The sequence below is a fragment of the Methylomarinovum caldicuralii genome (assembly GCF_033126985.1).
Lineage (GTDB): Bacteria > Pseudomonadota > Gammaproteobacteria > Methylococcales > Methylothermaceae > Methylohalobius > Methylohalobius caldicuralii.
Genome location: NZ_AP024714.1, coordinates 684,644 through 705,925, shown reverse-complemented (window position 1 = coordinate 705,925; position 21,282 = coordinate 684,644). Strand labels below are relative to the sequence as shown.

21 protein-coding genes and 1 pseudogene are annotated in these 21,282 nt (G+C 64.7%); 8 read left to right on the top strand and 14 right to left on the bottom strand.

Going from position 1 to position 21,282, the window contains the following annotated elements:
- Positions 1 to 54: 54 nt before the first annotated feature.
- The 5 genes from ltrA to MCIT9_RS03690 all read left to right on the top strand — a co-directional run bounded on the left by ltrA (position 55) and on the right by MCIT9_RS03690 (position 4,794).
- Complete coding sequence (gene ltrA, locus MCIT9_RS03710) at positions 55 to 1,389, top strand: group II intron reverse transcriptase/maturase (protein WP_317706072.1); 1,335 nt, start codon at positions 55 to 57, stop codon at positions 1,387 to 1,389.
- Between the two features lie 121 nt (positions 1,390 to 1,510).
- Entirely contained in the window at positions 1,511 to 2,971 is a 1,461-nt protein-coding gene (gene tnpC / locus MCIT9_RS03705) for an IS66 family transposase (RefSeq protein WP_317704479.1), read from the top strand.
- Positions 2,968 to 3,495 (top strand): PglZ domain-containing protein, encoded by a 528-nt coding sequence (locus tag MCIT9_RS03700; RefSeq protein ID WP_317706071.1) that lies wholly within the window; start codon positions 2,968 to 2,970, stop codon positions 3,493 to 3,495. The genes tnpC and MCIT9_RS03700 overlap by 4 nt, the downstream gene beginning before the upstream one ends.
- A gap of 70 nt (positions 3,496 to 3,565) precedes the next feature.
- Positions 3,566 to 4,366 (top strand): hypothetical protein, encoded by an 801-nt coding sequence (locus MCIT9_RS03695; protein ID WP_317706070.1) that lies wholly within the window; start codon positions 3,566 to 3,568, stop codon positions 4,364 to 4,366.
- Positions 4,363 to 4,794, top strand: coding sequence for a hypothetical protein (locus tag MCIT9_RS03690; RefSeq protein WP_317706069.1), 432 nt, complete (start codon positions 4,363 to 4,365; stop codon positions 4,792 to 4,794). Before MCIT9_RS03695 ends, MCIT9_RS03690 begins: the two co-directional genes overlap by 4 nt.
- Before the next feature lie 18 nt (positions 4,795 to 4,812).
- Here MCIT9_RS03690 and MCIT9_RS03685 read toward each other — a convergent pair whose 3' ends face one another.
- The 3 genes and pseudogenes from MCIT9_RS03685 to istA all read right to left on the bottom strand — a co-directional run bounded on the left by MCIT9_RS03685 (position 4,813) and on the right by istA (position 7,302).
- Entirely contained in the window at positions 4,813 to 5,169 is a 357-nt protein-coding gene (locus MCIT9_RS03685; protein WP_317706068.1) for a hypothetical protein, read from the bottom strand.
- A gap of 44 nt (positions 5,170 to 5,213) precedes the next feature.
- Positions 5,214 to 6,020, bottom strand: coding sequence for an IS21-like element helper ATPase IstB (istB, locus tag MCIT9_RS03680; protein WP_317706067.1), 807 nt, complete (start codon positions 6,018 to 6,020; stop codon positions 5,214 to 5,216).
- A pseudogene (istA, locus tag MCIT9_RS13650) lies at positions 6,017 to 7,302 on the bottom strand (IS21 family transposase). Before istA ends, istB begins: the two are co-directional and overlap by 4 nt.
- A gap of 103 nt (positions 7,303 to 7,405) precedes the next feature.
- Between istA and MCIT9_RS03665 the strand changes: the two are divergent.
- Positions 7,406 to 7,639, top strand: coding sequence for a DUF2188 domain-containing protein (locus MCIT9_RS03665; RefSeq protein WP_317706064.1), 234 nt, complete (start codon positions 7,406 to 7,408; stop codon positions 7,637 to 7,639).
- A gap of 14 nt (positions 7,640 to 7,653) precedes the next feature.
- Entirely contained in the window at positions 7,654 to 8,769 is a 1,116-nt protein-coding gene (locus MCIT9_RS03660) for a DUF4236 domain-containing protein (protein WP_317706063.1), read from the top strand.
- Positions 8,770 to 8,949: 180 nt separating this feature from the next.
- On the opposite strand, the gene lnt is transcribed toward MCIT9_RS03660, so the two are convergent.
- From lnt to miaB, 5 genes are all read right to left on the bottom strand, one after another.
- The gene (gene lnt, locus MCIT9_RS03655) at positions 8,950 to 10,431 is read right to left on the bottom strand and encodes an apolipoprotein N-acyltransferase (RefSeq protein ID WP_317706062.1); all 1,482 of its coding nucleotides are present in this window, start codon (positions 10,429 to 10,431) and stop codon (positions 8,950 to 8,952) included.
- Complete coding sequence (locus MCIT9_RS03650) at positions 10,421 to 11,272, bottom strand: HlyC/CorC family transporter (protein WP_317706061.1); 852 nt, start codon at positions 11,270 to 11,272, stop codon at positions 10,421 to 10,423. Before MCIT9_RS03650 ends, lnt begins: the two co-directional genes overlap by 11 nt.
- On the bottom strand, positions 11,269 to 11,739 hold the full coding sequence (gene ybeY / locus MCIT9_RS03645) for an rRNA maturation RNase YbeY (protein ID WP_422880189.1): 471 nt from the start codon (positions 11,737 to 11,739) through the stop codon (positions 11,269 to 11,271). The genes MCIT9_RS03650 and ybeY overlap by 4 nt, the downstream gene beginning before the upstream one ends.
- A gap of 3 nt (positions 11,740 to 11,742) precedes the next feature.
- A complete protein-coding gene (locus tag MCIT9_RS03640) occupies positions 11,743 to 12,735 on the bottom strand; it encodes a PhoH family protein (RefSeq protein WP_317706060.1) in 993 nt (330 codons plus the stop codon).
- Positions 12,736 to 12,806: 71 nt separating this feature from the next.
- Positions 12,807 to 14,129 (bottom strand): tRNA (N6-isopentenyl adenosine(37)-C2)-methylthiotransferase MiaB, encoded by a 1,323-nt coding sequence (gene miaB, locus MCIT9_RS03635; RefSeq protein WP_317706059.1) that lies wholly within the window; start codon positions 14,127 to 14,129, stop codon positions 12,807 to 12,809.
- Positions 14,130 to 14,196: 67 nt separating this feature from the next.
- Between miaB and MCIT9_RS03630 the strand changes: the two genes are divergently transcribed.
- On the top strand, positions 14,197 to 14,859 hold the full coding sequence (locus tag MCIT9_RS03630; protein WP_317706058.1) for a class I SAM-dependent methyltransferase: 663 nt from the start codon (positions 14,197 to 14,199) through the stop codon (positions 14,857 to 14,859).
- 50 nt (positions 14,860 to 14,909) lie between these two features.
- On the opposite strand, the gene MCIT9_RS03625 is transcribed toward MCIT9_RS03630, so the two are convergent.
- The 6 genes from MCIT9_RS03625 to zwf form a co-directional block, all read right to left on the bottom strand.
- Entirely contained in the window at positions 14,910 to 15,947 is a 1,038-nt protein-coding gene (locus tag MCIT9_RS03625) for a cytochrome-c peroxidase (RefSeq protein ID WP_317706057.1), read from the bottom strand.
- Positions 15,948 to 16,108: 161 nt separating this feature from the next.
- Positions 16,109 to 16,495: a hypothetical protein gene (locus tag MCIT9_RS03620; protein ID WP_317706056.1), complete on the bottom strand. Its 387-nt coding sequence runs from the start codon at positions 16,493 to 16,495 to the stop codon at positions 16,109 to 16,111.
- Positions 16,496 to 16,774: 279 nt separating this feature from the next.
- Positions 16,775 to 18,109, bottom strand: a complete 1,335-nt coding sequence (tilS, locus tag MCIT9_RS03615) for a tRNA lysidine(34) synthetase TilS (protein ID WP_317706055.1) — start codon at positions 18,107 to 18,109, stop codon at positions 16,775 to 16,777.
- The gene (accA, locus tag MCIT9_RS03610; RefSeq protein WP_317706054.1) at positions 18,102 to 19,070 is read right to left on the bottom strand and encodes an acetyl-CoA carboxylase carboxyl transferase subunit alpha; all 969 of its coding nucleotides are present in this window, start codon (positions 19,068 to 19,070) and stop codon (positions 18,102 to 18,104) included. Before accA ends, tilS begins: the two co-directional genes overlap by 8 nt.
- Positions 19,067 to 19,792, bottom strand: coding sequence for a dienelactone hydrolase family protein (locus tag MCIT9_RS03605; protein ID WP_317706053.1), 726 nt, complete (start codon positions 19,790 to 19,792; stop codon positions 19,067 to 19,069). The genes accA and MCIT9_RS03605 overlap by 4 nt, the downstream gene beginning before the upstream one ends.
- Positions 19,789 to 21,282 carry a glucose-6-phosphate dehydrogenase gene (zwf, locus tag MCIT9_RS03600; protein ID WP_317706052.1) on the bottom strand — a complete coding sequence of 498 codons (1,494 nt, stop codon included), beginning with the start codon at positions 21,280 to 21,282 and terminating at the stop codon, positions 19,789 to 19,791. The genes MCIT9_RS03605 and zwf overlap by 4 nt, the downstream gene beginning before the upstream one ends.

The following is a 21,282-nucleotide window of genomic DNA, read 5'->3' as shown; positions in this document are numbered from 1 at the left end:
AAGTCGGGGAACCTGCCCCAAGGGACCCGATGGAGGGAAGCGGCAGGTCGGACGATGGGGCTTTCGGAGGGACAGATGGCCGGGACATCGAGCCAGGAGAACATCTCAACACGACAACGGAAGCTAGCGGAACTGGCCCGGATCGAACCGAAGCTGGAACTGACCACGATTGCCCACCACATCGACGTGGTGTGGCTGGAAGAAGCCTGGCGGCGCACCCGCAAGGACGGGGCCGCCGGGGTGGACGGCGTGACTGCATCCCAATACGCAGCCGACTTAGAGGAGAACCTGACGCGCCTGCTGGAACGGTTCAAGACCGGCCGGTATCGGGCGCCTGCGGTACGGCGCGTCCACCTGCCCAAGCCGGGAACGGGAAAGACCCGCCCGATCGGCATTCCCACGCTGGAAGACAAGGTGCTGCAACGGGCGGTGCTGATGGCGCTGGAACCCATCTTCGAGCAGGACTTTCTCGACTGCGCCTACGGGTTCCGGCCCGGACGCAGTGCCCACCAGGCCCTGGAGAGGCTATGGGGCGGGCTGATGGCCATGGGCGGTGGCTGGGTCATCGACCTGGACATCCAAAACTTCTTCGACGATGTGGACCGGGACCGGCTGCGGAACTTTCTGGGGCAGAGGGTGCGCGACGGCGTGATCTGCCGCGTGATCGGTAAATGGCTGAATGCCGGTGTCATGGAAGGCGGACAGCTTCACTACCCCGAACAAGGGACACCGCAAGGTGGGGTGATCTCCCCACTGCTGGCCAACCTCTACCTGCATCACGTGCTCGACCTGTGGTTCGAGCAGACGGTCAAACCGCGACTGCAAGGCAGCGCCTTCGAAGTCCGGTTCGCCGACGATGCGGTCCTGGTGTTCGAACGGGAAGAAGACGCCCGGCGGGTATTGGCCGTTCTGGGCAAGCGCCTGGCCAAATACGGCCTGCGCCTGCACCCGGACAAAACCCGCCTGCTCGACTTCAGAAAACCCGGACGGAAAGGCCAGAGCTTCCAATACCTGGGATTCACCCACTACTGGGGACGCTCAGGGAAAGGGCGTTGGGTCGTCAAACGCAAGACCGCCCAAGCCCGGCTCAGCCGCTCCCTGCAGGCGATCAACCACTGGTGCCGGATGCACCGCCACTGGCCGGTTGCAGACCAACAAGCGGCCCTGAGCCGCAAACTCAAGGGGCATTATGCCTACTATGGGATCGTCGGCAACAGCCAATCGCTGGCCCGCTTCCTGTACGAGGTCAGACGGCGCTGGTACAAATGGTTGTCCCGCCGCAACCGGGAACGGATGAACCGGGACCATTTTGGGCGGCTGTACAAACGATACCCACTCCCCCCACCGCGCGTGGTTCACGGAATTGCCCGTTGCGTAGCGACGCCATAGTCCGAGGAGCCGGATGCCTTAATCGGGCACGTCCGGATCTGTGGGAACCGCGGGTGAGCAATCGCCCGCGGTCACCCGGCCGGTCTTGCCAAGTGCCTGAAGATTCAGGAGAATGCGGGCCATGGAAAGACTTGATCTGGACCTGAGCCGCCCACCTCCCTTGCCCGAGACGGTGGAGGAATGCCACCGGGTGATCGAAGCGCTTTGGCGGGCGCTGGGAGAATTTCAGCAGATCCAGGCGCGGGTGGAAGAACTGGAGGAACAGTTGGCCTTGGGGTCCGACAATTCCTCCCAACCACCTTCCCAGGACAGCCCGAAGAAGCGCGCCGAGCGCAAGGGCAAGCGACCGACGGGACGCAAGAAAGGGGCGCAGGTGGGACATCCCGGGCACGAGCGGGCTCTGGTTCCGGCAGAAGCAGTGGACGAGGTCCGGCATTACTTTCCCCATGGCCGCTGCGAGTGCGGTGGGTCGGTGGCGGTGCGGGGATTCCGTCCCCATCAGGTGTTCGACCTGCCCGAGATTCGTTACCGGGTGGTCGAACACCGGGTGTATGAAGGCCGCTGTGGGTGTTGTGGTCAGAAGCACCAGGGGCGGCTACCGGATGAGGTGCCCCGCGGCCAGATGGGACCTGGGCTGGTGGCGTGGATTGGCTTGATGACGGGGCGCTATCACCTGTCGCTGCGGGAAGTCGAAGCGCTGCTGGAAGAACAATGGGGTCTGAGATTCAGCCTGGGGGCGATCAGCCAGAGCCAGATCCCGCTGCAGGCGTGGCTGGGTCCGGTCTACAACCAGATTGGCGAAGCGGTCAGAAAAGCGCTGATCGCCCATGCCGACGAGACCCGCCACTACCGGGGCCGCAGCATCTATTGGCTGTGGGCGCTGACGACCGATCAGATGGCGTATTTCCTGACCCATTATTCCCGCGGCAAGGGTGCGGCCGGTGAGCTGTTGGGGGATTTCCAGGGAATCCTGGTGACCGACCGCCACGGGGCCTACAACGACCATCCCCAGGACTCACACCAATACTGCTGGGCGCATCTCATCCGCAACCTGGAACGGATCGCCGGGCGCAAGGGACAGGCCGGCGAAGATGGCGAACGCCTGCTCCGGGCCGCCCGCCTGACGGTTCACTACGGCAAGCTCTGGCAACAGAGCCATTACCCATCCGACCGCTACCGAAGGCGATTGGAACGCCTCAAAGCCCTCTTCCGGCGCGAACTGGAACAGGCCGCCCAAAGACATGGCGACAACAAAACCGGTCGCAGCTGCCGCAAGTTGTTGGACGATTTTCCCAGGTTCTGGACCTTCCTGGACCATCCCGGGGTACCGATGACCAACAACACGGCAGAGCGTGCCCTACGCCCCTATGTCATCTGGCGCAAGACCAGTTTCTTCAGCCAGTCGCATCGCGGTGACTGCTTCCGACCCATGATCCTGTCGCTGGTCGAAACCTGCAAGCGCCTCAAGATCGGCGTCTATCAGACCCTGCGGACCATCTGCGCCCAGGGCATGGCAGAGGGCGAGGTCACCTTCCGCCTGCCCCTGCCGGAACCTCAACCACTTCCAGTGGCAAGCCCGTGAACGGTAACCTGGGCGACGGGGACCTGGACGAGGTCTCCGAGCTCCTCTCCCGGCCCAGGCTACGCGTGGTCGGACTGGTCATCGACAAGGTCGACCGGATCATGCACGGCATGGAGCTGGGTGCAGCGGGGATGCACAACCAGGTTCGGCAATGGGCCAGGCAGGGATTCATGCGGGACCTTCTTGGCCTGCTCCAGACCCAAGGTTTCCAGGTCTACCTTGCCTCGGACCACGGCAATATCGAGGCGAGAGGTGTAGGGCGGCCTGCCGAGGGGGCGGTCGCGGACCTGCGCGGCGAGCGCGTGCGTGTCTACTCCGATCCCAGGCTCAGGGCTCAAATCAAGGAGCGATTCCCGGAGTCCTTGGAGTGGCCGTCGGTGGGCCTCCCAGAGGACTACCTCGCCCTCATCGCGCCACCCCGGGCTGCTTTCGTGCGGGCGGGTGAAACCCTCGTCGGTCATGGAGGCATTAGTGTCGAGGAACTGCTCGTCCCTTTTGTCCAGATCGATAGGAGGGACCGATGACAAATCGGCAGGACAGCCGATTTGCACGGCCGAAGGCCGCCCGTAAGGATGGCGCACAGGGAGGTGCGCCATGAACAGTCGCCTGACCCAGATCGGTTTCAGCCAGCGGGTCCGTCTTGAATGGCTGGAGAGAACGGCCAACCTGGTGCTTGCCGGAAACGACGAGGCGTCCATCTACAACGCCCTCCAAGAGCTGCTCGAAGACAAGCTGTCTGTCGGCGGGAATGCCAAACGCGGCAATCGGGAGAAGGTGATCACCATCCTGATGAAGATCTGGGTCCGCCCCCCGCGCGACCTCCATCCCCTTCAGCGGGAAGGCCTCAAGCTTCTCTCACACCTGCCGCGTGAGGACCATATCGCGGTCCACTGGGGCATGGCCATGGCGGTTTATCCGTTCTGGGGGGCCGTAGCGGCCCATGTGGGGCGACTGCTCAGGCTCCAGGGAACCGCAAGCCATGCCCAGGTACGCAGGCGCATCATGGAACAATACGGTCAGAGACCGACCGTGAAGGATGCCGTGCGACGGGTCCTGCGTTCCATGGTCGACTGGAAAGTGTTGAGAGACGCCCAGACGCATGACGCTCGACGCAAAGGCGGCACATACGTGCCCGGGCTTTCACTCGCCATAGCTCAGGTGGAGCTTATCGCCTGGTTGGCCGAGGCCTTCTTGCACGCTCATCCCAACGGTTCGGTGGCTCTGAGAACGGTCCTCGATTCCACGAGCCTGTTCCCGTTCCGTCTCAGCCCAATATCCGCAGACCACCTGGTCGCGGTATCCGGAGGGCTCGATGTGCTGCGACACGGCCTTGACCAGGACTTGATCATGCTCCGCACGGAAAGCCTGCCAGCGGCGAAGGGAGGCGGATCATGACGCTCGTGCAATCCGCATCCCAGAAGCGCCGGGTCGTTCAAAGGGGCGTCGCGCGCTCTCACTTTCACGGTTTCCCAGACACGACCCTGTTTGAGTCGGGCGCACTTCCGATTGCCGACATCGCTGAACTTGCCATGCGGGAAGGTCAATGCACGAACCCGCTCTATCGGGTTCACCGCTGGTTCGCCCGACGCCTCGGTTCTCAGTTCCGGTCAATCTTGACCGGCCTTTCGCTTGATGCTGATGAAGCGAACCGCTTTTGGGACACCTTCCTGGGTGAGGTGCCGCTGGACGGCGCGGTGGTCCTGGATCCCTTCGTCGGAGGGGGAACCAGCCTGGTGGAAGCCATGCGCTGTGGCGCCCACGGCCGGGTGACCGCGGGCGATTGCTCACCCGCGGTTCCCACAGATCCGGACGTGCCCGATTAAGGCATCCGGCTCCTCGGACTATGGCGTCGCTACGCAACGGGCAATTCCGTGAACCACGCGCGGTGGGGGTAGTGGGTATCGTTTGTACAGCCGCCCAAAATGGTCCCAGTTCATCCGTTCCCGGTTGCGGCGGGACAACCATTTGTACCAGCGCCGTCTGACCTCGTACAGGAAGCGGGCCAGCGATTGGCTGTTGCCGACGATCCCATAGTAGGCATAATGCCCCTTGAGTTTGCGGCTCAGGGCCGCTTGTTGGTCTGCAACCGGCCAGTGGCGGTGCATCCGGCACCAGTGGTTGATCGCCTGCAGGGAGCGGCTGAGCCGGGCTTGGGCGGTCTTGCGTTTGACGACCCAGCGCCCTTTGTCAAGCGACACCAGAAATTGACCCTCTTGCGACACTTGGAACTTCCCCCCCTGGTTTACAAGGTTGTTGCGTTGGATTTCCCGGCTTGCTCAGTCCCGGGGAGGTGGGAAGCGGGCCTGATAAGGCCGGCCCGCCGTTTCTCCCGCAGGCGATAGCTTTCGCCGCGGATGGTGATGACATGGCTGTGATGTAACAGCCGGTTCAGGATGGCGGTGGCGACCACCGCGTCTCCGAAGACTTCTCCCCATTCGCCGACACTGCGGTTGCTCGTAATCAGCAGGCTGCCCCGCTCATAGCGCCTCGAGACCAGTTGGAAGAACAGGTGGGCTGCCTGGGATTCGAAAGGCAGATACCCCAGTTCATCGACAATGAGCAGCTTGGGTTTGCTGTAGTGCGTGAGACGTTCCTCCAGCCTGCCCTGGGCTTGTGCCTGGGTGAGGGTGGTCATCAGGGCTGTGGCGGTGGTAAACAGCACCGAATAACCTTTGTGGATGGCCTCACGGCCTAAGGCGACGGCCAGGTGGGTTTTGCCGACTCCCGGGGGACCGAGCAGCAGGAGTGCGTCGCCGTTGGCGATCCAGCGTCCTGTGGCCAGTTCCCGGATCTGTTTGGGATCGACCGACGGCTGGGCCTGGAAGTCGAACCCCTCCAGGGTGCGCACGTAGGGGAATTTGGCAATGCTGGTGGCCATGTGAACCCGGCGCTGGTCCTTCCTGGCGATTTCGGCTTCGCACAGGAAGGTGAGGGCCTCCCGCAGGTTGAGGTCTCTTCGGGCGGCCTCGTCGAGCAGGGTGTCGAGGCCGTCGCGAATGGCAGTGAGCTTGAGCCGGGTGAGCATGGCGTCGAGGCGGTCGTTGTTCACCAGGCACCTCCTGCGATCTGCTCATACTCGGCCAGGGGGCGTAACAGCTCGGAAGTGGCGGGCTCGACCGACGGGGATGGGGCCGGATGCGGGGAGCTGATCACGCCCTTGAGGTGGGCCGGATCGAGACGGCGCTGACGTTTGCCGACCGCTTCGGCATGGCAGGCGACCAGCACGCCGCCGTGGTAGATCTTCACCTGGCCGGTTTCGATCTGGACCTGGGTTTGCTGGCCGATCAGCCGCCAGGGAACGCTGTAGCGGTTGGTGTCCACTTCGACGCAGGCATCGGCGTGGACCTTGCGGCTCAACTCCCGGATCTGCTGGAAGGGCGCCCGGTCTTTCAAGGACCCAAGCGCCTGCCGCTCTTGTGCCTGGAAGCGGTCGATGGGACGCTCACCGGTGGTGCCATGGATGCGCACGTCGGCCACGGCCGCCATCCAGTGTTCCAGATGGGCCTGGAGCTCGGCAAACGAGCCAAACTCACGTCCGGCAATGGCGTTGCGCTTGACATAGCCGACACCATTCTCGCATTTGCCCTTGGTACAGGCGGGGCGCAGGCCTTGGGCGTCACCCCCCAGTAACGGCAGAAGGCATGGAAGCGCTCGTTGAAGCTGACTTCCCGGGTCACCGGATCATGCCGATCCACCAACGCCCGGGCATTGTCGAGCAAAAGCTGCTCGACAACCCCGCCAAAATGCCGGAAGGCCGCCTCGATCCCCGCCAGCCAGGAAGACTGGCGTTGATGGGTAAACGCCATCACAAAGCTCCGCCGGCTGTAACCCAAGGTCGCCACAAACAGATGCACCCGCATCTTCTCCCCGGCAATCACCACCACACATTGACCAAAGTCGATCTGCATCTGTTTGCCGGGCGGCGTCTCGAACCGCACCGTCGCCCTGCCCTCCGCTTCCAGGCGCCGGCGAAGACCTGCCACAGCCCGCTCCACCGTCCGCAAGGAAACCTCAACCCCATGCACCCGTTGCAACTCCTGGCGCACCACCTCGGCATTGCCGCGATGACGGCGGAACTGCTCCTCCACAAAGGCCTCCAACCCCTCCAACTTGCAGGATCGTTTGGGCTTGGCAGATGGTTTCCAACCCCCCTGGCGTACATAACGCCTGACCGTGTTGCGGCTCATGCCAAGTTCTTTGGCTATCCGCCGGCTCCCCCATCCCTTGGCATGTAAGCTCATCACCGCCGCTACCTCCTCTGGCAGCTTCATCTCTTCCCTCCTTTTTGCTACCGGGCAAAAAGGCAGGACCGTATCACTTTCTCTCTTCATTGACCTCTCCTCTGTCTCTTCAAGGGAGGGTCAATTCTTCGTGTCGTTATAGGGTCATTTTTGCATGTCGCCTCACAGGAACGACATGAATGGAGGTGAAACAATGCCAAGACGTAAGACTTACCATGTGACTCCTCGGACCGACGGCGGCTGGAACGTCAAAGAAGAAAATGCGTCAAGGGCGTCCAGCAGCCACGATACGAAGGCCGAGGCTATAGCCCGTGCCAGGGAATTGGCGAAGAAGCAGGCGCTTGGACAGGTGATCATTCACAAGCAGGACGGTACGATCCAGACGGAACACACATACGGCAAGGATCCGTATCCGCCCGAAGGGTAACAGGGACGTTTCGGATGAGCTTCCGCTTTTGGCGAAGAATCAGGATTGCACCAGGAGTAACCCTGAACCTGAGCAAGTCGGGCGGGTCACTCTCGTTCGGGCCGCGCGGGGCGAAGTTCACCGTCGGTCCGAGGGGCAAGCGGGCCACGGTGGGCATTCCGGGAACAGGCCTTTTCTACACGACCACGCTTCCGAGCGGGAGGTCCAGCGGTAAGAGGAGCGCGTCCTACTCCGCTCCGGCCGTTCCAACGGTCCGCCCGGAAGACCGGCTGACGCTGGGTTTCTTCAAGCGTCTCATCACGCCGGACGACGAGGAGGCCCTGGTGGACGGGTGCCGGGAGTTGGTCCTCGGCAACGAAGAGAAGGCCCTCGAACACCTCGAGAAGGCCGTCCACCTGGCCGACGGCGCGTACCTCGCCGGTTTCCTGGCGCTCAAGAAGGAGCGGCTGAATGAAGCCGCGAACTACCTGGCGATGGCCGCCGAGAAGCACAGCCGTCTGGGCCGATACTTCTCCAAGTACGGCATCTCCGCCACCATGAGCCTCCCCATCACAGACGAGGTATCCGCGCATGTGGGCCCGGATCTCCGCGGCGTGCTGTTGGGCCTGGTGGAGGTCTACCAGCGCCAGGAGCGCTGGGAGGATGCAATTGCCTGCCTGGAAAGGCTGCAACGGCTCGAACCCGACGACGTGGTGGTGAAGCTGTCCCTCGCGGAGCTGCTGTTGGACGCCCGCCCGGCCGACAAGACAAATCGGCAGGACGGCCGATTTGGACGTGCCGGAGGCACGCCCGAAGGGCGCGAGCCAGGGACGGCGAGCGTCAACGTCTGCCGGAAGGTTGTGCGGTTGGCCGAGGGCATCGAGAACGAGACGCCGGTCCACACCGCGCTGCTCTTGTACAAGGCCAGGGCCCTGCGCGGGCTCAGTCTCCTGGACGCGGCGCGGGAGACCCTGACGGGCGCCCTGCACCGGAGGAAAGCCCGCTCCGAGGAGCTGCTCCGGGCGCTCCGGTACGAACGGGCCCTGGTCTATGAGTACCTCGGCCAGCGCCGGCGGGCGCGCAGCGAGCTCGAGAAGCTCTACGTCGAGGACCCGGACTACGAGGATGTGGCGGCCCGGTTGGGACTGTAGCGGAAATCCGCATCAACGCCGTTTCCGCCCCCTCGGGAATGTGCCGCTCTTTGAAAAGATGTTGTGTATCAACGGGTTAGGTTATATCCTGGCGGTGGAGAGTGGTTATGAAGAGGGTTGCAAGCGGGGAGCCAAGCAGCAAAGGCCCATCCGTAGCCCTTCGGATGGGCCTTTCTTCTTTTAGCGCTTCCTTCGCTGCGCGATTCCCCAACCCAGCAACCCGATAAACAAGGTGGCGAGCGGCCAGTCGTGCCAGCGCACGTAAGGCGTGGCGCCCTGCAGGGGGACAAAGGTCGCCGTCAGGGAGGTGCGGACGAAAGGGGCGGCCTGGGCCAGAATGCGGCCGTGGGGACCGATGACCGCGGTCAGGCCGGTGTTGGTGGCCCGCAGCAGGTAGCGGCCTGCCTCCAGCGCCCGGGCCTGGGCCATCTGCAGGTGCTGGGCCGGGGCGATGGTGTCGCCGAACCAGGCGTCGTTGCTGACGTTGACGATGTAGGCCGCTTGCGGCAGGTAGCGCAGGGTGTCGCGGGGGAAGGCGTCCTCGTAGCAGATCGTCGGCGCCAGGGGGTGGCCGGCGGCCTGTAGCGGCGGCTGATCGTCGCTGCCGGGGGTGAAATCGCTCATGGGGAACTGGATCAGTTCGAGGAAGAAACCCAGCAGCGGCCGCAGCGGCAGGTATTCCCCGAAAGGCACCAGGTGGCGCTTGAAGTACATGCCGGGGGTCTTGCCCAGGCTGACGAGGGCGTTGTAGTAGCGGCCTTGCCCGTCCTTGACCGGGATGCCGATGAGCAGATCGGCGCCCTGTCTCAGGGCCTCCTGCTGCAGCGGGTCGAGCAGGTCCTTTTCGGCCTGATGGTGGAAGTAGGGCACGGCCGTTTCCGGCCATACGATGACGTCGGCGCCCCAGCGCTGGCGGGTCATCTCCACATAAGTGGCGACGATCTGCCGGCGGCTTTCCGGGCGCCATTTCATTTCCTGGGGGATGTTGCCCTGCAGCAGGCTGGCAGTCAGGGGCGGGCCGGCCGGTTCGCTCCAGTCGATCCGGTGCAGGCCGGCGCCGGCCAGCCAGAGGACGGCCACCGCCGCGACCCAGCGGTGCAACGGCCGGCGTCGCAGCAGCTGCACCAGGACGATGGCGGTCAGCGCCAGGACCCAGCTGGCGCCGAGGACGCCGAAGACCGGCAGATAACCGGCCAGGGGGGCGGCGGTCTGGCTGTAACCCAGCTGCAGCCAGGGAAAGCCGGTGAAAATCCAGACCCGCAGCCATTCCAGCGCCACCCAGGCGGCCGGGTAGAGCACCACCGGCCGCCACGGCGGGGTGTCGGCGTCCGCCAACCAGCGGCTCAAACTTGCGGCGAGCATGGGAAACAGGGCCAGCACGCTGACGAACAGCAGCGTCAGCAGGCCGGCCACCCCGGCCCCAGCTCCGGTATAGGTGTGCATGCTCACGAACACCCACCAGACGCCAAGGCCGAACAGGCCCAGTCCGAACAGGAATCCGTCGCGGGCGGCCCCGCCCACGCTGCGGGCGTGCAGCCACAGCCAGAACGCCACCGAGAGGGTGAGCGGTGCGATCCAGCTCTGATGGAACGGCGCGAAGGCCAGCGGCGTCAGAGCGCCGGTGCCGAAGGCCAGCAGCGGCCGCAGCCGGTCAGTCGGCACGGGACTCCTGTAGCTTGGGTTCCAGCAGCTTCACCTTGAGCAGGTGGATGCGGCGGTTGTCGGCGCGCAGGACCTCGAACTCGAAGCGGTCGATCTGGATCTTCTCGCCCCGCTGGGGCACGTGACCGAGGGTGTGGACGATGAGGCCGCCGATGGTGTCGAAGTCCTCGTCACTCAGATCGGCGTCGAAGTAGGCGTTGAATTCTTCGATGGGGGTGATGGCCTTGACGGTGTAGACCTTGTTGCTGCGGCGGAAGATGTATTCCTCTTCCAGGTCGTGTTCGTCGGCGATCTCCCCCACGATCTGTTCCAGAATGTCCTCGATGGTCACCAGACCGGCCGCGGCGCCGTATTCGTCGATGACGATGGCCATGTGCTGGCGCTGCTGGCGGAATTCCCGCAGCATGACGTTGAGGCGTTTGCTTTCCGGAACGAACAACGCCTTGCGCATCAGCTTCTTGACCGGCACCTGGAGGCTGCGGCGGTAGGCATAGGGCAGAAGGTCCTTGGCCAGCAGGATGCCGACCACCTGGCTGCGGTCCTCGCCGATGACCGGAAAACGGGAGTGATGGGTGTCGATGACGATGGGGAAGATGTCGCTGAGGGAGGCGTCCTGGTGAACCACGTCCATCTGCGCCCGGGGCACCATGATGTCGCGGACCCGGAGCTCCGAAACCATCAGGACCCCTTCGATCATCGACAGGGCATCGCGGTCGATGAGGTGACGCTTCTGGGCGTCGCGGAGAATGGCGAGCAGATCTTTGCGGTCCTTGGGCTCACCGGTGAAAAACTGACTGAGACGCTCGACCCAACTGCTACTGTCGGCGACTTGTTCGTTCATGATGACGTCGGTTCCTCGGTTTGATAGGGATCGGGGAAACCCAGGCGGGCCAATATCTCGCGCTCGCGCGCTTCCATGATTTCGGCCTCGCCCGGATCGATGTGGTCGAAGCCCCGCAGGTGCAGCACGCCGTGGACCACCATGTGGGCCCAGTGGGCCTGGGGTGTCTTGCCCTGTCGTTCGGCTTCCAGGTTGACCACCGGGGCGCAGATGACCACGTCCCCCAGAAAATCCAGGTTTACCCCCGGCGGGGCGTCGAAGGGAAAGCTGAGGACGTTGGTGGCTTTGGCCTGGTGGCGGTAGCGGGTGTTGAGATCGGTGATTTCGGCCTCGTCCACCAGGCGCAGGGAAACCTCGCCGCCCTTGCCTTCGAGGGCGGCCTCGGTCCAGCGGCACAGGTCTTCCGGTTCCGGGTGGGGGGCTGCGGTGGCGATCTGGACCGCCACCTCGGGAGGGTGGGTGTCCACGGCTCAGACGGCTCCGTCGGCTTGCGCCTGCCGGAGCTCGTGGGCCTCGTAGGCGGAGACGATGCGCTGCACCAGCGGATGGCGGACCACGTCGCGGGCGTCGAAATAGGTGAAGCTGATGCCCTCCACCTCCCGGAGCACCTCGAGCACATGCTTGAGGCCCGACTGGCGGTCGCGCGGCAGGTCCACCTGGGTGATGTCGCCGGTGATCACAGCGGTGGAACCGAAGCCGACCCGGGTCAGGAACATCTTGATCTGTTCCACCGTGGTGTTCTGGGCCTCGTCGAGGATGATGAAGGCGTCGTTGAGGGTGCGGCCGCGCATGAAGGCCAGGGGCGCGACCTCGATGACGTGGCGCTCGATCAGCTTGCCCACGCGCTCGAAGCCGATCATCTCGTACAGGGCGTCGTAGAGCGGGCGCAGGTAGGGATCGACCTTCTGGGCCATGTCCCCGGGCAGGAAGCCCAGGCGCTCGCCGGCCTCCACCGCCGGGCGGGTGAGGATCAGACGCTTGACCCGTTCCTCCTCCAGGGCCGCCACCGCACAGGCCACCGCCAGGTAGGTCTTGCCGGTCCCGGCCAGGCCGATGCCGAAGTTGACGTCGTGGGACTGGATGTTTTTCAGATACTGCTGCTGGTGGGCGCCGCGGGGCTTGATCACCGCCTTGCGGGTGCGGATGGTGACCGGCGCCTCCTCGTCTTCGTCCTGCAGCAGGGCATCGAGATGGGCCCTTTGCAGCGACAGATGGACCCGTTCCGGCGTGATGTCCTCGGAGGAGGAGACTTGGAACAGCTGTTGAATCAGGCGGGAGGCGGCCTCCACCGGTTCGCTGGCGCCGGCGATGCGGAAACGGTTGCCGCGGTTGGCGATTTCGACGCCGAGGCGCTGTTCGATCTGCTTGAGGTTTTCGTCGTACTGCCCGCACAGATTGGCCAGTCTCTGGTTGTCGGCGGGCTCCAGGGTGATCTGCAGGGTTGTGGCTTGTCGGTCTGTCAATGAAGTTGGGTTGAGCCCTTGACCGGGCTGGTTGAACACCTCTTGTGCGCGTGCCTTTCGGCTAGCATAGCTTAGACCAGACGGCCCCGCAAGGAGTTCGGCAGCGCCTCGGTGATGACCACCTCGGCGAAGCGGCCGATGAGCTGGGAGGGACCGATGAAGTTGACCACCCGGTTGTTTTCGGTCCGCCCGCACAGCTCGCGCGGGTTCTTGCGCGAGGTGCCTTCCACCAGAATGCGCTGGCGGCTGCCGACCATCTTTTCCGAAATCGCCCGGGCCTGGCGCTGGATCAAGGCCTGCAGCCGGGCCAGGCGTCGTTTTTTGACTGCCAGGGGCACGTCGTCGGCCAGTTCCGCCGCCGGGGTGCCGGGACGGGGGCTGTAGATGAAGCTGTAGGAATGGTCGAAGCCGACGGTTTCGATCAGGTCCAGGGTTTGCTCGAAGTCTTCCTCGGTCTCGCCGGGGAAGCCGACGATGAAGTCCGACGATAACGACAGGTTCGGGCGCACTTCCCGGAGCCTGGCGATGCGCCGCTCGTAGTCGCGGCGGGTGTAGCCGCGTTTCATCGCCGCCAGGATGCGGTCGCTGCCGGCCTGGACCGGCAGGTGGAGGTGATCGACCAGCTGGGGGATCGCGGCGAAGGCCTCGATCAGATTGTCGTCGAACTCGGCCGGATGGGAGGTGGTGAAGCGGATGCGTTCGATGCCGTTGATGGCGGCGATCTCGAACAGCAGCAGGGCCAGATCGGCCTCGTCGCCGTCTGCGGTCGCGCCCCGGTAGGCGTTGACGTTCTGACCCAGCAGATTGACTTCCCTGACGCCCTGGCGCGCCAGATCGGTCACCTCGGCGACCACGTCCGCCAGCGGGCGGCTGACTTCAGGCCCGCGGGTATAGGGCACCACGCAGTAGGTGCAGTACTTGCTGCACCCCTCCATCACCGACACGTAAGCCTTGGGGCCTTCGGCGCGCGGCTGGGGCAGGGAATCGAATTTTTCGATTTCCGGGAAGGAAATGTCCATCACCGGCCGCCGTTCGCTGCGGGCCTGCTCCAGAAGCTCCGGCAGGCGGTGCAGGGTCTGGGGACCGAAGACGATGTCCACGTAGGGGGCGCGGCGCTGGACTTCTTCCCCCTCCTGGCTGGCGACGCAGCCGCCGACGCCGATGACCACGCCGGGGCGCCTGCGCTTGAGGGGTTTCCAGCGCCCCAGCTGCGAGAACACCTTCTCCTGGGCCTTTTCCCGCACCGAACAGGTGTTGAGCAGGAGAACGTCGGCTTCTCCCGGATCGTCGGTCAACTCCAGGCCGTGGGAAGCTGCGAGCACGTCACGGATCTTGGCCGAGTCGTACTCGTTCATCTGGCAGCCGTAGGTCTGGATGTAGAGTTTTTGCGCCATGTTCGATCGACTCATTGCAGGGTAACGTGTAAATATACCAAATCGACACCGCCAGGGAGTGCAAAAGATGCGACGAATCCCCGAACCGGAACTGATGGACGATCCGGAACAGGCCGCCGCCTATGCAGCGGCCGATTTCAGCGACGCCAACCGTCTGTTCCTCGCGCTGTTCGCAGAAAAATTTCCCGGCCACGAACCACGGCAGGTGGTTGACCTCGGTTGCGGTCCCGGCGACATTCCCCTTGCTTTCGCCCGCCGTCACCGGGCCTGCCGGGTCGTTGGCATCGACGGCAGTGCGGCCATGCTGGCTATCGCCCGCCGGCAGCGGGAATCCTGTCCGGAATTGCGGGAACGGCTGGATTTCCGCTTGGCCAGGTTACCGGGGGCGGCGCTGCCGGCCGGTTTCGATACCGTGCTCAGCAACAGCCTGCTCCACCATCTGGCCGATCCCCTCGATCTGTGGAGGGAGGTCCGCCGTCTTGGCAGCCCTGGTGCGGCGGTGCTGGTGATGGATCTGATCCGTCCCCGAAGCGAAGGTGAAGCGCGGGATCTGGTGCACCGTTATGCCGTCGGGGCGCCGCCCGTTCTGCAGCGGGATTTTTTTCACTCCCTGCGGGCGGCCTATACGGTGGCCGAGGTTCGAAGCCAGCTGGTCGATGCGGAATTGGCCGGATTCGAGGTCGCTCCGGTGAGCGACCGGCATCTGGCGGTCTGGGGACGGCTGCCATGAAAGACGGGCGCCGGATGGCGCCCGTCCGTCGGTTGCAGCCTGCTGCGGGATTATTTGACGAAGTCGAAGGTTCTGCCCGGCGTGGCCGGCAGGCGCGGCAGGTCCTGTTTGGGGAACTGGCCGGTCAGGGCGTTGAGGAAGGCGACGATGTCTTCCACCTGCTGGTCGGACAGATCCTTGTTGAGCTGCAGCTTGGCCATCACCCGCACCGCTTCGTCCAGGGTCTTGACCGCGCCGTTGTGGAAATAGGGTGCGGTCAGGGCGATGTTGCGCAGGGTCGGGACCTTGAACAGGTGCTTGTCGGCCTCGTTCTTGGTGACCTCGTAGCGGCCCAGGTCATTCTTGAAGTCGTACTTGCCCTCGAAGTAGGGGTTGTCGAACATCGGGAATTTCTGGAACACCCCGGTACCCTGCCCCATCTGGCCGCTGAAGGCGGGCCCCGAATGACAGCCGATGCAGCCTACTTCGGCGAAGGTCTTCATGCCGCGGACCTGCTGTTCGGTCAGGGCCGACTTGTCGCCCTTGACGTAACGGTCGTAGGGGCTGTTGGGGGTGATCAGGGTGCGCTCGTAGGCGGCGATGGCTTTGACCGCGTTGTCCTCGCTGATTTCGGCGTCCGGGCCGAAGGCTTCCTTGAACAGCTGCGGGTATTCGGGAATCTGTTTCAGGCGGGCGACCACGTCGTCCCAGCTCTTCATCCCCATTTCGATGGGATTGGTCACAGGGCCCCGGGCCTGATCCTCCAGACTGGCGGCGCGGCCGTCCCAGAACTGGGTGGCGTTGAAAGCGGCGTTCCAGACCGTGGGGGCGCTGCGGCCGCCGGTCTGGCCGTGGACGCCAGCCGCCACCGGACGGTTGTCCTCACCCCCGGCCATGACGTTGTGGCAGGAATTGCACGATACGGTGCCGGTGGACGACAGCCGCGGGTCGAGATACAGCAGTTTCCCCAGCTTGACCTTGGCGGGGGTGGTGGGGTTGTCCGCCGGTTCCGGTGCCTTTTCCGGCAGGGCCTGCCACTGGGCGGCGCTCGCCAGCCCGGTCACGCCGGCGAGCGCCAGCGCTGCGACGATGGATTTGCGTTTGAACATGGATGCCTCCTCGAAACGGAATTGTTGTTGTGCAAAACTTGACGCAAGGTGCGAGGCGATATTGAAGCACAAGCGCAGGCAGCTTGCCACCGGGCGAGGCATTCAACGAAAAACCCGCTCCGAAGAGCGGGTTTTTCGGGAACAACGGTTAAGACCGTCGATCAGCGGCCGGAAACCGGGAAGTTCTTGACCTGTTCCAGTGCCTGCTTGATCTGCTCCTCGGCGCCGGCCAGATCGCCACGGCGGGCCATGCCGCGGGCGCGGCGCACGTTGGTCATCAGACGCTGCACCGGCATGCCGAACTGGTCGCCGGTGATTTCCTTGGCCGCCTGCTTGACCGCGCCCAGCGCATCCAGCACGGCGCGGGGGTCGGTGCCTTCTTGGGCCAGCTTCAGGGCCTCTTCCAGATTGGCCTTCACTGCGGCGACGGCGGCGGTCACGCCCTCGGCGGTTTCAGCGGCCAGCGGCGCGGTGGGATACGCGGTGATCACGCCTCCGGAGACGGCGATGATGGCGGCGGTCAGAACGGTCTTCATGGTTTTTTTCATAGTTAAACCCCCTCACAAGGTATTGGTTGTTTAGTGACGTACAGCGTCATTCAAAGGATCGCCCGATGCAGCTTAATCGATGCTTAATTCGTGATTTGGGCGTACGGGACCGATTCTATCACAACATGGGTGATTGCAAAGATTGTGGCCGGGGCTTCGTCGTCCATTCCAGCTGAGGCAGGCAGTCTGCTTCGAAAGACGCCGTCAATACCTCCCTGTAGGCTCCACGCCGGCCTCCCTGCCGGCGAGGCTTCCAAAGCAGACCGCCTGCCTCTTCAATCAATCCGTTACGGGTTCAAATGACCGGTCATGGGATTGCGGCAGCCATCGCGGCCGCACCGCCGGGGTTCGGTCCGTCAGCTCGGCACACCAGAGACCGGCCACGGCCACCAGTTCTTCTCCGAGATATACCAAGGGCAGGTGGTGCCGTTTCCACGGCGGAACCCTTTGCTCCTGAAGGAACTTTTTCAACGGGCGCCGGTGGCCGTGTTGGCGGAGGATTTCCCCGCCCCGGCGGTAGCGGACCGTGATGGGGCGCTCCTGCCACAGGGCAAGGGGAATGCCGCGTGGCGCCGGGACCGCTTCCAGCCGGGAGCCGTCGGGCAGCAGCAGCGCGGCGCGCCCGTCCCAGGGGCTTTGCCAGTCGGTAGCGGGCGGCGGCGGGGTGGCAAGAAAATACAACCGCCCCCGCCAGCGCCGCACTTCCCCGCCGCGCCAGCGGATACAGGGAATCCGGTCGCTTGCGGCCTGGCGGCACTCGCTGAGGATACGGTCGAGATAGACGGTGCTGGGTGGTCGCGTGCCCTGGCGTTTCAGCCAGGTCCGCAGCAGTCCGCGCTGTTGCGGTTCCGGGCGGGTCGTCAGCGCGGCGAAATCGAGACTGCCGTCCGCTGCCATCAGCGCATCCAGGGCGGGATTCGTTGCCGCCTCCAGCAGCGCGACCGTCTCGGCGCAGTGACGGGCGCTGCGGGCCAGGGTGCGGTCTGCAGCGGGCCAGCGCCGGCGCAGCAGCGGCATGACCCGGTGGCGGAGGAAGTTGCGGTCGTAGCGGGTGTCGGTATTGCTGGGATCGTCGATCCAGTGCAGTCCCTCAGCTTTGGCATAAGCTTGCAGGGTTTGACGTGGCACGTCGAGCAGCGGTCGCAGCAGCCATCCCTGACCCAAATCAGTGCAAGCCGGCATCCCCGCCAGACCGGCGGGACCGGCGCCCCGCAGCAGCTGCAGCAGCACGGTTTCGGCCTGATCGTCCTGATGCTGGGCCAGCAGCAGCGCCTCGTTCGCCCCTAGCGTTTCGCGGAAGGCCCGGTAGCGGGCCTTCCGGGCGGCTTCCTCCGGGCTTTGGCCGGGCCGTGGGGTGGCATCGACCTGTACGGCCCGGAACGGCACCTGGAGCGATTCGCAAATCGCCCGGCAGTGGTCCTGCCAGACCGGCGCATCGGGATGGAGTCGGTGGTTGACGTGGAGCGCGGCGAAAACGGGGCCGGTTTCCGCCCGTAATTCCGCACAGAGGTGCAACAGCACGTGAGAATCCAGTCCGCCGCTGTAACCGATCCAGTAGCGGCGGGCCGGATGGGCGTTTAGGAAGCGATGGAGCCGGTGGCGCAGTTCATTCACTCTCGTCGTAGACGCCGTAACGCATCAGGCGCCGGTAGCGCTCGTCGAGCAGGTGGGGCAGCGGCATCCGTTCCAGTTGTTCCAGATGCTTGAGCAGGGCGGCCTTGATGTTGGCGGCGGCCTGTTTCTTGTCGCGGTGGGCGCCGCCTAAGGGTTCGGGGATGATTTCGTCGATCAGCCCCAGCGCCTCCAGGCTTTCGGAGGTGATGCCCATGGCCTCGGCCGCCAGTTCGGCCTTGTCGGCGCTCTTCCACAGGATGGAGGCGCAGCCTTCCGGTGAGATCACCGAATAGGTGCTGTACTGCAGCATCAGCAGGCGATCTCCGACCCCGATGGCGAGCGCCCCCCCAGACCCCCCCTCGCCGATGACGGTACAGATGATCGGGGTCTTGAGCTGGGACATGACGTAGAGGTTGCGGGCGATGGCCTCGCTCTGGCCCCGCTCCTCGGCATCGATGCCCGGATAAGCGCCGGGGGTATCGATGAAGGTCAGCACCGGCAGGTGGAACTTCTCCGCCAGCTGCATCAGCCGCAGGGCCTTGCGGTAGCCCTCCGGGCGCGGCATGCCGAAATTACGGCGGATCTTCTCCTTGGTGTCGCGGCCCTTCTGGTGGCCGATCACCATCACCGGCCGCCCTTCCAGCCGCGCCAGGCCGCCGACAATGGCGGGATCGTCGGCGAAGGTGCGGTCACCGTGGAGCTCGTGGAAGTCGGTGAAGATCTGCTGGATGTAGTCCAGGGTGTAGGGCCGCAGGGGGTGGCGCGACAGCTGGGAGATCTGCCAGGCGGACAGATTGGAGAAGACCGAGGCGGTGAGCTTGCGGCTCTTCTCCTCCAGGCGGGCGATCTCCTCGGAGATATTGATTTCGTTGTCGAAGCCGACCCGGCGCAGCTCCTCGATCTTGGCTTCCAGTTCGGCAATGGGTTGTTCGAAGTCGAGATAGTTGAGGGGGTTTTTCATCGGGCGTTGAACAGTTCTTCCAGGAAGTTGCGCATTCCGATCCACGAGCGCCGGTCGGCGTCCGGGTTATAGACGGTGCCGAAATCCGGATCGTTCGCTTTGGGATTGGTGAAGGCGTGCATGGTGTGACCATAGACGTGCACCTGCCAGTCGCAGCCGGCCTTGGTCAGCTCGGTTTCCAGGGCGACCACGTCTTCCACCGGCACCATGGGATCGTCGTGGCCGTGGAGCACCAGCACCTTGGCCTTGATCGGGTTGCCGGCGGTGTTGCCCGGCGGCTTGAGCAGGCCGTGGAAGCTGACAACCCCGCCTACTTCGGTGCCGGTGCGGGCCAGATCGAGCACGCACAGGCCGCCGAAGCAGTAGCCGATGGCGGCGGTCTGGGCGGGATCGACCATGGACTGCTGGCGCATGGTCTCCCAGGACAGGATCATGCGCCGCTGCAGCAGGGCGCGGTCGTCGAGGAACGGCTGCATCAAGCGGGCGTTTTCCTCCGGGCCGCTGCCGGTCCTGGCGTCGCCGTAGAGATCCAGGGCGAAACCGGCATAGCCCAGCTCCGCCAGAGCCACGGCCTTGTCGCAGACGAATTGTTCGCGCCCGCCCCACATGTGGGCGATCAGCACCCCGGGCATGGGGATGGTGCGGGTGTCGTCCCAGGCGAGAAAGCCGACCAGACGGGTGTCGCCGTCGAAATATTCCACTTCACGGGTCTGAATCGTCATCGTTTGTCCTCCTCCGAGTCGGTTTCCAAACCGTTGCGCCAATGATGGTCGTCGCGGTCGAACAGGGCGCGGGCTTCCTCCGGCCCCCAGCTGCCGGCCGGATAGGTGGGGATGTAGTCGCGTTCCACCGCCCAGGTCTTGAGAACTGGGTCCACCACCCGCCACGCCCACAGTACCTCGTCACTGCGCAGGAACAGGGAGTGGTCGCCGGCGATCACGTCCAGGAGCAGGGTTTCGTAGGCTCCCAGGCGGTCGAGGTCGATGCCGCAGGTGGTGGCGTCGAGCTGGATCTTGCGGATTTTCATCGCCGTGCCCCGCTCGCGCACGTAAACTTCGGCGCGGATGCACTGGTCCGGCTGGATGCCGAGCAGGAGCCAGTTGGGTTCGAGGCGTTCGATGTGGGCGCTGCGGAACAGCTGCTGTGGGGGATGCTTGAAGCGGATGGCCACCAGGGCCCGGTCCCGGGCCAGGCGCTTGCCGGTGCGCAGGTAGAAGGGCACGCCGCGCCAGCGCCAGTTGTCCAGATAGAGCTTGAGGGCGGCATAGGTTTCGGTGGTGCTGTCGGGGGCGACACCTTCCTCCTCCAGATAGCCGGGCACTTCCCGGTCGCCGACCCGGCCGCGGGTGTACTGGGCCCGAAAGGCGTGGGCGTGGACCGCGTCGGGGCGGATCGGCCGCACCGACTTGAGGGCCTTGACCTTCTCGTCGCGCAGGGACTCGGCGTCCAGGCGCGGCGGCGGTTCCATCGCCACCATCGCCAACATCTGCAGCAAGTGGCTCTGGATCATGTCGCGCAGGGCGCCGGTGCCGTCGTAATAGCCGGCCCGGCCCTCGACGCCGGCGGTTTCCGCGTGGGTGATCTGGACGTGGTCGATGTGATTGCGGTTCCAGAGTGGTTCCAGCAGCAGGTTGGCGAAGCGGAACACCAGGATGTTCTGGACCGTTTCCTTGCCCAGGTAATGGTCGATGCGGTAGATCTGCGACTCGGCGAAATCGCGGTGCAGGCTGTGATCGAGAACGCGGGCGCTTTCCAGGTCGTAACCGAACGGTTTTTCCACCACCAGCCGGCGCCACCCCTGAACCTCGCGGTTGAGACCGTGGGCGGCGAGATGGCGGGCCACCTCGGCGTACTGTTGCGGCGGGATCGACAGATAGAACACCCAGTTGGGCGGAAAAGCCGCCTCGGCCACGGTGGCGGCCAGGTTGGCGAAGGTCTGCGGCCGGTCCAGGTCCACCTGGACGAAGTGCAGGCGTTCCAGGAAGCGGGCCAGGGCGGCCTCGTCGAGGGTCAGGCGTTCGCCGAGTTGCTCGGCGACGATGCCGCGCCAGGTGGCTGCGTCCCAGTCGCGGCGGCCGACGCCGACGATTCGGGTCGGCCCGCTCAGGCGTCCGGCCTCATCGAGGCGGTAGAGGGCCGGCAGCAGCTTGGTCCGGGCCAGATGCCCGGTGGCGCCGAAAATGGCGAAGGAGCAGGCTTGCGGTGTGGCCAC